Here is a 14345-nt window from a genome sequence, read left to right on the forward strand (position 1 = left end):
AAGGTCGTGCCACCACCACGACTCACACTCACGCCTACCCTCTCTCCCCCCACCCCGCCCGTCCGATCTCCAACGCGCATCTGGCGACAGGCTTCGTTCAGCACCCATTCACCGATAGGAATGATCAACCCGGTCTTTTCCGCCAGCTCGATAAACGCGGCCGGCAACAATAAACCCTGCTGCGGATGCTCCCAGCGCAGCAGCGCTTCGGCACCGACCGGCAGACCGCTGGCCGCATCGAACTTGGGCTGGTAATACAGGCGTAATTGCTCGTGTTCAAGGGCATTGCGCAGGTCCTGCAACAACTGCAGTTGTTTGCGCGCATTGGTGTTCATCGACACATCAAAGAAGCTGTAGCCGTTCTTGCCCATGCCCTTGGCGTGATACATCGCGGCGTCGGCATTCATCAACAGTTCCTCGGGGGTGCTGCCATTGCCCGGGAACAGTGCAATGCCGATGCTGGCGGAAATTTTCAGCTCATGCTCAGCAATCTTGAACGCACGATGGATCAAGCCGACCTGACGTTCGGCCAGGCCCATGGCATCGTCCGGCTGTGTCAATTGCACCAGCAACACAAATTCGTCACCGCCGATGCGCGCCAGGGTGTCCTGGCTGCGCAGGTCCTCGCGCAGACGCAGGCCCACGTCGCGCAGCAACTGGTCGCCCATGTGATGACCGAAAGCGTCGTTGACCGGTTTGAACCCATCCAGGTCGATAAACATCAGGGCAAAGCAGCCGCCCTGTTCGTTCACGGCCTGGATGGCTTGTTGAATACGGTCAGCGAGCAGCATGCGATTGGGCAGGCCGGTGAGCATGTCATGCAGGGCCAGGTGGGTCAGTTCCTGGTTGGCCTGGGTCAGGGAGTCCGCAAGCACGGCGGTGCGCGCTTCGAGCCGGGCATCGAGCAACGAGGTCAGCAACGCGATGATCAACACCCCCAGCGTGGTGACCAGCACCAAGTAGTCCAGGCCCTTGCCGCTCAGGCCCGACAGCGCAGCGCCGCAGAAACTGTTGTCATCAAACTGCGCGGCGGCCATGCCGGTGTAATGCATGCCGACGATTGCAATGCCCATCACCACCGCTGCCCCACCGCGCGCCAGGCGCACGTAAGGGGTGTTGCGACGCAGGTTGAAGGCGATCCACAGGGCAGCGCCGGAGGCCACGACTGCGATCACCAACGAGGCGCCGAACAGGGTTGGGTCGTAGTCGATCCCCGGGGTCATACGCATCGCGGCCATGCCGGTGTAGTGCATGCTGCTGATGCCCGCCCCCATGATCAGCGCGCCAAACGCCAGTTGCCACGCGGGCAGGCGTGGTTGGCTGACCAGCCATAGCGCAAAGCCGCTGGACAACACGGCAATCAGTAGCGACAACGCGGTGATGCCCAAGTCAAAGCCGAGGGCAAACGGCAGGCGCAAGGCCAACATGCCGATAAAGTGCATGGACCAGACGCCTACGCCCATTGCCAATGCACCGCCCGTCATCCACACATAAACGGCGCTACCCGTGGCGGTCGCGATGCGGCCGGCCAGGTCCAACGCGGTGTAGGACGCCAGGATCGCGACGAACAGGGAGATCACGACCAGGGAGGGGGAATAACTACCGATCAGCATGGGGCTTCTCAAGACTGAGGGGCGTGGAACGCCCGTGCCAGGTGGCAAAGCAGGCGATTGTAGCGACAAAATTTATTGGCGAGTTGATTAATTATCACGGGGCCACTAGTGGCGTTTTGACGTCAATCTACTGGCTTGTGAGGGGGCTGGATTGTGTACATATCCGTTGTTTGGGTGATGACGGATAGAGGTTTCGCCCCTACGGCGAGTATGGCGGTGTATCAGTCAGCTGACTTATAACTGAGCCACCGCATTGGCAGGCAAGCCAGCGCCCACAGAAAGCTGCTGTGCGTTTGCGTCAATCACTCCTTACCAGCAATCGCAGTCTGCCCATCCCAACCGCCGCCCAAAGCAGCAATCAACTGCACGCTCGCCACCAACCGCGTCTGCAGCAACGTCAGCACGGTACGCTCATTACTAAGCGCCGTAGCCTGCACCGTCACCACATCCAGATAAGCAATCAACCCAGCCTTATACTGGTTCTCGGTCAACCGCAGCGACTCGCGCGCTGCATCCAAGGCCTCATTACTCACCACCGCCTCGTCTTCCAGCACCTTGAGCTGCACCATGTAGTTTTCCACTTCACGGAACCCATCCAGCACCGTCTGGCGATACTTGGCTACGGTTTCATCATAAGACGCCACGGTCCGATCCACCTCCGCCGACCGCTGGCCGCCATCGAACAATGTCATCGCCAACTTCGGCCCCACCGACCAGAAGCGATTCGGCAAGCTGATCCAGTCCGCATAGGTGCTGCTGGAATACCCGCCCTGCAGACTCAAGGTCAAATCCGGATAGTAAGCCGCTTTGGCCACACCAATATTCGCGTTCGCCGCAATCACCGACCGCTCAGCCGAGGCGATATCCGGACGACGCTCCAACAATTGCGAGGGCAAGCTCACAGGAATCTGCGGCAACGCAGGAATATCCTTGCTCACCGCCAAGTTGAAATTGGCCGGCGCCTCGCCGATCAACACCGCGATGGCGTTCTCCAACTGCGCCCGCTGCCAGATCAAGTCGATCAAGCTCGCCTGGGTGGTCTTGAGCTGAGTTTGCGCCTGGGCGATCGCATCCTTGCCGGACACACCCGCACGGTATTGGTTTTCAGTCATTTTCAGCGAACGTTGATAGGTGTCCAACGTCGCTTGCAACAAACGCGTCTGTTCATCCATGACACGCAACTGCAGGTAGTCCTGCACCAGCTCCGATTGCTGGCTCAAGCGCATCGCGGCCAAATCAGCCGAACTGGCCTCAGCCGTGGCTTCGTTGGCTTGCAGGCCACGGCGCAATTTGCCCCACACATCCGCCTCCCAACTCACGCCCAATTGCGCGTTAAGGGTGTCGCGGATACCGCTGCTGGAGCTGCTGAGGCTCGCGCTGCTGCTACCGGTGCCTTGGCTCGCACGGGTTTTCCCGGCGCTCAGGTCCACCGTCGGGAAGAATGCACCACGCGCGCTGCGCACCTGAGCCTGGGCTTGGCGAAAACGCGCTTCGGCCTGGGCCACCGTCTGGTTGGCATTGTTCAGGCGCCTCACCAAGTCATTGAGCTGACGGTCACCATACAGCTCCCACCACGCGCCACGCGCCAACGAATCGCTGGGAGTCGCCTGGCTCCAACCCTGGGCTTCTTTAAACTGTGCAGGCTCGATGACCTCCGGGCGTTTGTAATCAGGCCCAATCGCGCAAGCGCTGAGCAAGGCGCCGCACAGCAGCAGGCTGGCGACACGGGAACCACGGGGCATGCTCATGGCCAATTTGGCGAACGTTGAGTCGGTCATAGCGCAGGGTCCAAGGCAGCATCGGTACGCACTCCGCGCCAGGCGTTGAAGCGGTGGCGCGCGCGGTCGAGATAAAGGTAAACCACCGGAGTGGTGTAAAGGGTCAGGATCTGGCTGAACACCAGGCCGCCGATGATGGTCAGGCCCAGCGGCTGGCGCATTTCGGCGCCGTCGCCAGAGCCGAGCAGCAACGGCAAGGCGCCGAGGATGGCGGCGAGTGTGGTCATCAGGATCGGTCGCAGCCGTAACAGGCAGGCGCTACGAATCGATTCCAGCGGGCTCATGCCGTCGTGGCGCTCCAGTTGCAGGGCCAGGTCGATCATCAGGATTGCGTTCTTCTTCACCACACCGATCAGCAGGAACAACCCCAGCAGCGAGATCAGGCTGAACTCGCCGCCCAGTAAGTAGATCGAGAGCAACGCGCCGACACCCGCCGACGGCAAGGTCGAGAGGATGGTCAGCGGGTGAATGTAGCTTTCATACAGAATGCCCAGCACCAGGTACACCGCCACCAGCGCACCGAGGATCATGAACGGCTGGCCCTTCTGGGTCGCCGCGAACGCATCGGCGGTGCCAGCCATTTTGGCGATCACGTCTTCCGGCAAGCCGACCTTGGCAATCGCCCGTTCGATGGCGGCCGTGCCCTGCTCCACCGTCACCCCAGGCGCCATGTCGAAGGCAATGTCTTCCGAGGCGAACTGGCCTTCATCGCTGACGCGGTCATCGGCCAGGCTGTTTTCGTAATGGGCAATGGTCGACAGCGGCACCCGCGCGCCGGTGGACGTGATCACCTGCATCTGGTTCAGGGTAATCGGGTCTTGGGCGTATTTGGGGTTGACCTCCATCACCACCTGGTACTGGTTGAGGCTGTCATAGATGGTGGAAATCTGACGCTGGCTGTAGGCGTTGTTCAGCACCGCCGTGACCATGTTCATGTCGATGCCCAGGCGCTTGGCCTGATCGCGGTCGACCATCAGCGTCACCTGCGCCGCACCACGGCCCTCGCGGGCGTCGATGGCGGTCAGCTCCGGCAGCTCACGCAGGGCGGCAACTACTTTCGGGTACCACAGGCGCAATGCAGCCAAGTCGCCGCTTTGCAGGATGTAGGAGTATTGCGCGCTGGTCTGGTCGCGGCTGCCGCCAAATTGCAGGTCCTGGTCGGCCATCAGGAACAGACGCCCACCCGGTACCAGCGGGACTTCCTTGCGGATACGTTCGATCACCGCCTGGGCCGAGAGCTTGCGCTCGGCGATCGGCTTGAGGCGCACCAGCATCACTGCGTTGTTCGTGCCGCTGTTGCCGCCGATAAAGCCGGCCACGCTGAGCACCGCCGGGTCTTTCAAGACCGCCTTGCGGAAGATCTCCATCTTGGGCTGCATCACAGTGAACGACAGCCCATCGTCGCCGCGCACAAAACCGATCAACTGGCCGGTGTCCTGCTGCGGCATAAAGGTTTTCGGCACCACCACGTACAGCGCGATGTTCACGCCCACGGTGAGCAACAGGCTGAGCAGGGTCAGGCGCCTGTGGCGCAGTACCCAGTCCAGGCTGGTGGCATAGACCGCGACCATGCGCTCGTTGATCCTGTGGCTCCAGCGCTGCAAACCGGTCATCTGGCCTTTGACATGCGGCTTGAGCCAGCGCGCGCAGAGCATCGGGGTCAAGGTCAGCGAGACGATCAGCGAAACGATGATCGCCGCCGACAACGTGATGGAAAACTCACGGAACAAGCTGGTGACGATGCCGCCCATAAACAGGATCGACAGGAACACCGCCACCAGCGACACGTTCATCGACAGCAAGGTAAAGCCGACTTCCTGCGCGCCCAGGTACGCCGCCTTCATTGGCGGCACGCCGTCGTCGATATGCCGGGAAATGTTCTCCAGCACCACGATGGCATCGTCCACCACCAGGCCGGTGGCCAGAATCAGTGCCATCAGCGAGAAGTTGTTCAACGAGAAGCCGAACAGGTACATCACCGCAAAGGTGCCCACCAGCGACACCGGCACCGCCAGGGTCGGGATCAACGAGGCGCGCAAGTTACCCAGGAACAGGTACACCACCAGCACCACCAGGGCCACGGCAATCAGCAAGGTCATCTCGGCTTCATGCAAGGTGGCGGTGATCACCGGCGAGCGGTCCATGGCCAGGTTGAGCTTGACGCTGGACGGCAGCACCGCCTGCAACGCCGGCAACTGCGCCTTGATCTGCCGGACCGTCTCGATGATGTTAGCGCCGGACTGGCGGTTGATCACCAGCAGCACCGCCGAATCATTGTTGAAAAAGCCGCTGTTGTAGCGGTCTTCCACGCCGTCGCTGATCTTCGCCACGTCGCTCAGGCGCAAGGCCGCGCCGTTCTGGTAGCGAATCAGCAACGGTTCGTAATCCTTGGCTTTTTCCAACTGGTCGTTGGCCTGGATCTGCCAATTGCGCTCGTTGTCTTCCAGCGAACCCTTGGGCCGGCGCTGGTTGGCGTTGGCGATGGTGTTGCGCACATCGTCCAGGGCCACGCCGTACTGGTCGAGGGCCTTGGGTTCCAGCTCGATACGCACCGCCGGCAAAGAGCTGCCACCGATTTGCACTTCGCCCACACCCGGCACCTGGGACAGGCTTTGCGAGAGAATCGTCGACGCCAGGTCGTACAGCTGGCCCTTTTGCAGCACGTCGGAGGTCAGCGACAGCACCATGATCGGTGCCTGGGACGGGTTGATCTTCTTGTAGGTCGGCATGCTGCGCATACCGCTGGGCAATAAGTTGCGCGAGGCGTTGATCGCCGCCTGCACTTCCCGCGCGGCGCCGTTGATATCTCGGTCGGAGTCGAACGCCAGGATCACCCGCGTCGAGCCCTGGCTCGAGGAACTGCTCATGGTGGTGATGCCAGCAATCGCGCCGAATGAGCGCTCCAACGGCGTGGCCACGGTGGACGCCATCACTTCGGGGCTGGCGCCGGGCAAGCTGGCCGAGACCACGATCACCGGGAAGTCGATCTGCGGCAGCGGCGACACTGGCAGCAAGTTGAAGCTGACGCCGCCCAGCAACATGATCGCCAGGCTCAGCAGCAGGGTCGCTACCGGCCGGCGAATAAACGGTCCGGACAGGTTCATGACTCAACCGGCTCCAGGCTTTGCGGCTCTTTGCGCCAGCGACGGCCCAGGCGATCAAAGTACAGGTAAATCACCGGCGTGGTGAACAGGGTCAAGACCTGGCTCACCAGCAAGCCGCCGACCATCACCAGGCCCAACGGCTGGCGTAACTCGGCGCCGGAACCGGTGGCCAACATCAACGGCACCGCACCAAACAACGCCGCCAGGGTGGTCATCAGAATCGGCCGAAAACGCAACAGCGCCGCCTGATAGATCGCGGTTTGCGGGTCCAGGCCATGATTGCGTTCGGCGTCGAGGGCGAAGTCGATCATCATGATCGCGTTCTTTTTCACGATGCCAATCAGCAAGATGATGCCGATGATCGCGATCATGCCCAGGTCATTGCCGCTGAGCAGCAACGCCAGCAAGGCCCCCACGGCAGCGGATGGCAAAGTCGAAAGGATGGTGATCGGGTGGATATAGCTCTCATAGAGCACGCCGAGCACGATGTACATGGTCACCACCGCCGCGAGGATCAGCAGCAAAGTGCTCGACAGCGACGCTTCGAAAGCCTGCGCCGCGCCCTGGAATTGGGTCTGCACGCCGATCGGCATGCCGATGTCTTTCTGGGTCTGGTTGATCAGCTCCACACCTTTACCCAGCGCGACGCCGGGGGCCAGGTTGAACGACATCATCACCGCAGGGAACTGGCCGATGTGCGAGATCGCCAACTGCGCCTGGCGCTGCTCCACGTGGGCCAGGCTCGACAGCCGCACTTGGCCGCCGTCGGTGGTTTTCACGTAGATCTGGTTCAGCGCCGCAGGGCCGAGGGTTTCACCGGACTGCGCCTGCAGCACCACGCGGTACTGGCTGGCCTGGGTGTAAATGGTGGAAATCTGCCGCTGGCCGAAGGCGTCGTACAGCGCGTCGGTGATGGTCGACACACTCACGCCCAGGCGCGAGGCAGCGTCGCGGTCGATCACCAGATACACTTGCAGGCCTTTGTCCTGCAAGTCGCTGGCGACGTCGGTGAGTTCCGGCAACTGGCGCAAGGTGTGCACCAGCTTATCGCTCCACAGCGCCAACAGCTCGGCATCGGGCGAGGACAGGCTGAATTGGTACTGGGTGCGGCTGACGCGGTCTTCGATGGTCAGATCCTGCACCGGCTGCATGAACAGGCGAATGCCTACCAGCTTGTCGATTTGCGGCTGCAACCGTGTGATCACCTGCGCCGCGCTGAGGTCGCGCTGGCCGTGGGCCTTGAGGTTGATCAACAGGCGCCCGCTGTTGAGGGTGGCGTTATCGCCATCCACGCCGATGTAGGACGACAGGCTTTCAACCGCCGGGTCAGCCAGGATGATCTTGGCCAACGCTTGCTGGCGCTGGCTCATGGCGGCAAACGAAATCGACTGCGGCGCCTCGGATACCCCTTGGATCACCCCAGTGTCTTGCACCGGGAAAAAGCCCTTGGGCACCACCAGGTACAGCACCACGGTCAGGCCCAGGGTGGCGATGGCCACCAGCAGAGTCAGCGGCTGGTGCCTGAGTACCCACTGCAACAGGCTTGCGTAACGCGCGATCAACCAGTCGATCCAGGCGCCGCTGGCTTTGTAGAAGCGGCTCTGGTCTGCTTCCTTGGGTTCACGCTTGAGCAGACGCGCGCACATCATCGGCGTCAGGGTCAGCGAGACCACCAGGGAAATCAGGATTGCCACCGCCAGGGTGATGGCGAATTCGCGGAACAGCCGCCCGACCACGTCAGCCATGAACAGCAGCGGGATCAACACCGCAATCAACGACAACGTCAGGGAAATCAAGGTGAAGCCAATCTGCTTGGCGCCCTTGAGCGCCGCATTGAGCGGCGTCTCGCCCTCTTCGATGTGACGGGAGATGTTCTCCAGCATCACGATGGCATCGTCCACCACAAAGCCGGTGGCGATGGTCAGCGCCATCAGCGTCAGGTTATTGATGGAGAAACCCGCCAGGTACATCACGCCAAAGGTGCCGATCAGCGAGAGCGGTACGGCAATCGAGGGAATGATCGTGGCGCTGAAGCGGCGCAGGAACAAAAACGTCACCATGACCACCAGGGCAATGGCGATCAGCAATTCGTGTTGCACATCGGTGACCGAGGCGCGGATGGTCTGGGTACGGTCGGTGAGCACCGTCACATCCAGGCCGGCCGGCAGGTTGTCGGTGATGCTCGGCAGCAACGCTTTGATGCGATCGACCACCTCAATCACGTTGGCGCCCGGTTGGCGCTGGACATTCAACAGCACAGCCTGGTTTTCGTTGGCCCAGGCGGCAAGGCGCTCGTTTTCGGCGCCGTCGACGATCTGCGCCACATCTTTAAGGCGTAACGGCGCGCCGTTGTTGTACGCCAGGATCAATTCGGCATATTGCTCGGGCGAGACCAACTGGTCATTGGCGTCGAGCATCGACACCCGCGTGGGGCCGTCGAAGTTGCCCTTGGGCTGGTTGACGTTGGAGGCGGCGATCAGAGTGCGCACGTCCGAGAGGTTCAAGCCATTGGCGGCCAGGGCCTCAGGGTTGACCTTGATGCGCACGGCCTGGCGCTGGCCACCGGCGATGCTGACCATGCCGACGCCACTGATCTGCGCGATTTTTTGTGCCATGCGCGTATCCACCAAGTCATTGAGCTTGGGCAGCAGCATGGTCTTGGACGTGATCGCCAGGGTCAGCACCGGGGTGTCCGCCGGGTTGACCTTGTTGTACACCGGCGGCGCCGGTAAATCCTTGGGCAGCAGGTTGGTCGCGGCGTTGATCGCGGCCTGCACCTGTTGCTCGGCGACATCCATATTGATGTCGAGGTTAAAACGCAGGGTCAGCACCGACGCGCCGCCGGAGCTGGTCGAGGCCATTTGGGTCAGGCCGGGCATTTGCCCGAACTGGCGCTCAAGCGGTGCCGTCACCGCGCTGGTCATCACATCCGGGCTGGCGCCGGGGTACAGGGTCATTACGCGGATCGTCGGGTAATCCACCTGGGGCAAAGCCGACACCGGCAGCAAGCGATACGAAATGATACCGGCCAGGACAATGGCCAGCATGCTCAGCGTGGTGGCAACCGGGCGAAGGATAAACAGGCGCGACAGGTTCATGAACCGACCTTTTGCGCCTTGCCGGCGTCAGCGCCGGTCTCCCCTTTCGCCGCGGGCTTGCCTTGCAGGTGCCCGGTCGGTGTGGTCGGCACTTCATTGCTGTCGTTGACCACTTCGATTTCACTGCCGTCCTTCAGGCGGTCGGTGCCTTCCATCACCACGCGATCACCGGCGACCAGACCTTGCTTGATCACGGTGTTGTCGCCGTCGGTATCGCCGACCACCAAGGGCTGGACCTTGACCTTCTTGTCGCCGTCGAGCTTGTAGACGAAGGTGCCGTTGTTGCCGAACTGGATCGCAGCGGACGGTGCCAGCACCACGTTGTGCAAGGTATCGGCCAGCAGGTGCACATTGACGAACTGGTTGGGGAACAGCGCCTGGTCCTTGTTATCGAAGCGGCCCTTGAATTTCAGGGTGCCGGTGGTCACGTCGATCTGGTTATCCAGGCTCTGCAGCACGCCAACCGCCTGTTTTTTCGTGTCGCCACGGTCCCAGGCCTCCACGGGCAGCTTGTTGCCGGCGTGGTAACGGGTGAGCACGGTGTCCAGGGTGTTTTCCGGCAGGGTAAAGACCACACTGATCGGTTGGGTCTGGGTGATCACCGCGAGGAAGGTGGTGTCGTTGGCGGCCACCAGATTGCCCACATCGACTTGGCGCAAGCCCACCCGGCCGCTGATCGGCGCGCGGATCTTGGTGAATTCGAGGTTGAGCTTGGCGTCGTCCACCGCGCCCTGGTTGGTCTTGACCGTGCCCTGGTATTGCAGGACCAGCGCTTCGGCGGTGTCCAGGGTCTGTTTGGCGATACTGTCCTGGGCATACAGGTCGCGGTAACGCTGCACGTCGACCTGGGCGTTTTTCAGCTGGGCCTGGTTCTGCATCAGGGTGCCCTGGGCCTGGAGCAAGGCGTTCTGGTAGCTGCGTGGGTCGATTTCCGCCAGCAGGTCACCGGCCTTGACCCTCTGCCCTTCTTCAAAGGCGATCTTCACCAGCTCACCGCCCACCCGGCTGCGTACATTAATGGTGTTGAGCGCAGTCACCGTGCCCAAGGCCTTGTAGTACACCGGGAATTCTCCCAGTACTGCCGGCGCCACACGCACCGGCACCGGGCCGGTGGAGCCGCCGAAGCCAGGGCGCGCCATCCCCGTCTTACCGGTGTGCCCGGCCGGGCTCTGGGCGGCGCCATCCTTATGGCTGGCGGGCCAGAACTTCCAGCACAGGCCGGCGATAACCAGCAGCACGAGCAGGCCGAACAGCCAGCGGCGGGAATTGCGGGGGGAGGATTGCATGGAGTGATCAACCATTGGGCGCGAGAGCTTCTTCTTTAGGAGGCTGAAAGATAAGCACTGGGGCGCATTAAGAAAAGCGCCTTTACCGGCTATTTACCTTGAACTTACAACGTTTAACTTCTGGCCTTAGTCCATTCGCTATATTAGCTAAGCCGCTGACGTTAAATGAAAACGGCCTGGACTAGGCCAGGCCGCAATCATCTATCAAACGTGTGACTGCCAAAAGACAGTCATGCGCTGAAACAGTTACTTCAAAACAGCCAGGGCCGCTTCGTAGTTTGGCTCTTGGCCGATTTCGCTGACCAGTTCGCTGTGCAGCACGTTGTTGTTCTCGTCCAGCACCACCACGGCACGGGCGGTCAGGGCTTTCAGTGGGCCATCAACGATAGACACACCGTAGTCGACGGCGAAGCCTGGGTCGCGGAAATCCGACAGGCTCAGCACGTTGTCCAAACCCTCGGTGCCGCAGAAACGTTTCTGGGCAAACGGCAGGTCAGAGGAGATGCACAGCACGACAGTGTTGCTCACGTCGTTGGCCTGGGCGTTGAACTTGCGTACCGACGTCGCGCAGGTCGGGGTGTCAACACTTGGGAAGATGTTCAACACTTTGCGCTTGCCGGCGAACGTTTCCAGGGTTGCTTCCGACAGATCGACGGTGGTCAGGGCGAAATCTGGGGCGGTGGAACCGGTTTTAGGCAATTCGCCTTCAACCTGGACAGGGTTACCACGAAGGGTGACTTGGGCCATGAACGGAATCCTTATGCTGGGTTTGATTAAACGAAATCGAGACGCAGAAGTTAACCACAAACTGCCGTAGCTACCTATGCCCGAACGTAAATTGTCATGCCGACGCCGTGGCAACGGCAGCTATGGTTTAATTGCGCGCTTTTCGCCCACCCTGCAAGGAAACCGTTGTTGATGAATCAGCCCGCCACCACCGTCCTGGTCATTGGTTATGTCTGGCCGGAACCCCGCTCCTCGGCCGCCGGCGGGCACATGATGCAAATTCTCGAGACGTTTCTGACACAAGGTTGGGACGTTACCTTCGCCAGCCCCGCGACGGTTGGCGAGCACAAGGCCGATTTGCCAGCGCTGGGCATCACCGAATGCGCCATCGCGCTGAATAACAGCAGTTTCGATGATTTTATCCGCGAACTGGCCCCGGATATCGTGCTGTTCGACCGTTTCATGATGGAAGAACAATTCGGCTGGCGCGTGGAAAAGCACTGCCCCGACGCCCTGCGCGTGCTCGAGACCTGCGACCTGCAAAGCCTGCGCGACGCCCGCCAGCAGCGCCTCAAGGACCACCTCAAGGACCACCTCAAGGCGCATCCTCACGACGACGACTTCAGCCCGCTGTTCGCCCCTGCGCTGCTGGATGAATTTCAACGGATGGCCGACACCGACGTGGCCAAGCGCGAGATCGCGGCGATTTTGCGCTGCGACATCAGCCTGATGATCTCCGACGTCGAAGCCCGCCTGCTCACCGAGCAGTTCAAGGTGCCAGCCGCCCTGCTCCACTGGTGCCCGCTGATGCTGCAGCCGCCGACCGAGGCCTTCACACCGTTCGAAGACCGCGCGCATTTCCTCAGCATTGGTAATTTCCGCCACGCGCCCAACTGGGATGCGGTGCTGTGGATGAAAAACAGCCTCTGGCCGCTGATCCGCCAGCAATTGCCGGGCGCTCAACTGCATATCTACGGTTCCTACACACCGCCCAAGGCCACCGCCCTGCACAACCCCGCCCAGGGTTTTCACGTGATGAACTGGGCCGAGGACGCACTGGTGGTGATGAGCGCCGCGCGTATCTGCCTGGCGCCGCTGCGTTTTGGCGCCGGCATCAAGGGCAAGCTGGCCGATGCCATGCTGTGCGGCACGCCGAATATCACCACGCCGATTGGCGCCGAAGGCATGGGCGATGAACAACCATGGCCGGGTGCGATCGAGTACAGCGCGCAGGCCCTGGCCGCAGCCGCCGTGGCACTGTATCAAGACCGTGAGCGCTGGACCCAGGCCCAGGAAGATGGCCGCCGGTTACTGGCTCGTCGCTACAACCTGGCCGTCCACGGCCCGGCGCTGGTGGAATGCCTGGAGCAGTGCCGCAGCCACCTTTCGGCCCATCGCCGCGACAACTTCATCGGCAGCATGCTGCGTCATCACGCGCATAAGAGTACGCAGTACATGTCCCAGTGGATCGAAGCGAAAAACCGCAACGTATAAACACTGACGCTGGCGAGGTCGCGCGCGAGGGGGCATTATCCCGGGCAGCACCCCCAATAAAGCGACGGCAGCATGACCCGAGCAACGCGAATCACCGACCCTTCCTACGAGTTGATGGACGATCACAACGGTCTGTCCATCATCTATCGCCAGCACGGCTTCCCCTGCCCACTGGTGCGCTGGCATTTCCATAAGGAATACGAGCTGCACCTGATCGTCGCCAGCGCAGGCAAGGTGTTTATCGGTGACTACATCGGCAACTTCTACCCGCAAAGCCTGTTCCTCACCGGCCCTAACCTGCCCCACAACTGGATCAGCCAGGTGGAGGAAGACGAGGTAGTGCCCAAGCGCGACATGCTAGTGAACTTTACTGACGACCTGTTCGACAGCGCCAGCCAGATATTCACCGAACTCAAGGGCCTGGCGCCGTTGCTCGAACGCGCGCAGTACGGCATCGAATTTCGCTGCAAAAAGACCATCGCCCAAGCCATGACCTTGATGCAACGCATCGAGGACGGCCAAGGCATGGCGCGCCTGGGGCACTTCTTTATTCTGCTGGACGTGTTGAGCGCGTGTGAGGACTACCAGTTGTTGTCCGGTGTGACTACGCCGCAACTGGCGGATGAACACAGCATCGACCGCACTAACCGCGCGGTGGACTACATTTTTGCCCATTACGCACGCGAATTGCCCCTGGAAGAAGTCGCGGACTATCTGGGCATGAAGCCGACGTATTTTTCCCGGGTGTTCAAGCAAGCCACCGGGCGCACCTTCATCGAATTCGTCAATCGCCTGCGTATCAGCAAATCGTGCGAGCTGCTGGCCGATGGCGACAAGCCCGTGACCGATGTGTGCTTCGAGTCGGGCTTTAACAACATCTCCAATTTCAACCGGCGCTTTCAGCAACTCAAGGGCATGACCCCTTCCCACTACCGCCGGCTGGCGGTGCAGCGACTGACTGAACAAAACCTGGTTTGAATCTGACCACCTCGACATATGCCGAACAGAAGTCACCGGTTAAACGGCAACTGTTCACAGCGCGTTAGAGGAACGTCGTTAGCCCCCCTGCCACTCAGCAAAGACATCATCCCTTCTCGGCCTAAGGGTGGTGCTTATCTGAATCACAGGCTAAAGGGCAACACCATGATCAATGTCTCGCTGCTTCCCACTCACGCGACAACACTGCGACCCACCGAACTCGATCGGCAAAAAACAAACGCGCCGCCTAGTCAGAAAACAGCCGACC

The 14345-nt window shown here is 61.1% G+C and carries 8 protein-coding genes; 2 read left to right on the forward strand and 6 right to left on the reverse strand.

Annotated features, from left to right (window positions below; translation table 11 throughout):
• The 6 genes from E0F99_RS24805 to tpx form a co-directional block, all read right to left on the reverse strand.
• A partial coding sequence (locus tag E0F99_RS24805; protein WP_242626928.1) for a putative bifunctional diguanylate cyclase/phosphodiesterase occupies window positions 1-1613 on the reverse strand: 1613 nt, incomplete at its 3' end.
• A gap of 302 nt (window positions 1614-1915) precedes the next feature.
• The gene (locus tag E0F99_RS24810) at window positions 1916-3391 is read right to left on the reverse strand and encodes an efflux transporter outer membrane subunit (protein ID WP_083358213.1); all 1476 of its coding nucleotides are present in this window, start codon (window positions 3389-3391) and stop codon (window positions 1916-1918) included.
• Window positions 3388-6495: an efflux RND transporter permease subunit gene (locus E0F99_RS24815; RefSeq protein ID WP_130908976.1), complete on the reverse strand. Its 3108-nt coding sequence runs from the start codon at window positions 6493-6495 to the stop codon at window positions 3388-3390. Before E0F99_RS24815 ends, E0F99_RS24810 begins: the two co-directional genes overlap by 4 nt.
• Window positions 6492-9593 carry an MdtB/MuxB family multidrug efflux RND transporter permease subunit gene (locus E0F99_RS24820; RefSeq protein WP_083358211.1) on the reverse strand — a complete coding sequence of 1034 codons (3102 nt, stop codon included), beginning with the start codon at window positions 9591-9593 and terminating at the stop codon, window positions 6492-6494. Before E0F99_RS24820 ends, E0F99_RS24815 begins: the two co-directional genes overlap by 4 nt.
• Window positions 9590-10894, reverse strand: a complete 1305-nt coding sequence (locus E0F99_RS24825; RefSeq protein ID WP_083358210.1) for an MdtA/MuxA family multidrug efflux RND transporter periplasmic adaptor subunit — start codon at window positions 10892-10894, stop codon at window positions 9590-9592. Before E0F99_RS24825 ends, E0F99_RS24820 begins: the two co-directional genes overlap by 4 nt.
• 231 nt (window positions 10895-11125) lie before the next feature.
• Window positions 11126-11626, reverse strand: coding sequence for a thiol peroxidase (gene tpx / locus E0F99_RS24830; protein WP_083358209.1), 501 nt, complete (start codon window positions 11624-11626; stop codon window positions 11126-11128).
• Window positions 11627-11797: 171 nt separating this feature from the next.
• On the opposite strand from tpx, the gene E0F99_RS24835 reads away from it, so the two are divergent.
• A complete protein-coding gene (locus E0F99_RS24835; RefSeq protein WP_083358208.1) occupies window positions 11798-13099 on the forward strand; it encodes a glycosyltransferase in 1302 nt (433 codons plus the stop codon).
• Window positions 13100-13171: 72 nt separating this feature from the next.
• A complete protein-coding gene (locus tag E0F99_RS24840) occupies window positions 13172-14077 on the forward strand; it encodes an AraC family transcriptional regulator (protein ID WP_083358207.1) in 906 nt (301 codons plus the stop codon).
• Window positions 14078-14345: the final 268 nt, after the last annotated feature.

Source organism: Pseudomonas antarctica (genome assembly GCF_900624995.1).
Lineage (GTDB): Bacteria > Pseudomonadota > Gammaproteobacteria > Pseudomonadales > Pseudomonadaceae > Aquipseudomonas > Aquipseudomonas antarctica.

Excerpts from the sequence above, each read along its gene's own strand:
- E0F99_RS24810 (WP_083358213.1), bottom strand. The coding sequence starts at position 3,391 with ATGACCGACTCAACGTTCGCCAAATTGGCCATGAGCATGCCCCGTGGT.
- E0F99_RS24815 (WP_130908976.1), bottom strand. The coding sequence starts at position 6,495 with ATGAACCTGTCCGGACCGTTTATTCGCCGGCCGGTAGCGACCCTGCTG.
- E0F99_RS24820 (WP_083358211.1), bottom strand. The coding sequence starts at position 9,593 with ATGAACCTGTCGCGCCTGTTTATCCTTCGCCCGGTTGCCACCACGCTG.
- E0F99_RS24825 (WP_083358210.1), bottom strand. The coding sequence starts at position 10,894 with ATGGTTGATCACTCCATGCAATCCTCCCCCCGCAATTCCCGCCGCTGG.
- tpx (WP_083358209.1), bottom strand. The coding sequence starts at position 11,626 with ATGGCCCAAGTCACCCTTCGTGGTAACCCTGTCCAGGTTGAAGGCGAA.
- E0F99_RS24835 (WP_083358208.1), top strand. The coding sequence starts at position 11,798 with ATGAATCAGCCCGCCACCACCGTCCTGGTCATTGGTTATGTCTGGCCG.
- E0F99_RS24840 (WP_083358207.1), top strand. The coding sequence starts at position 13,172 with ATGACCCGAGCAACGCGAATCACCGACCCTTCCTACGAGTTGATGGAC.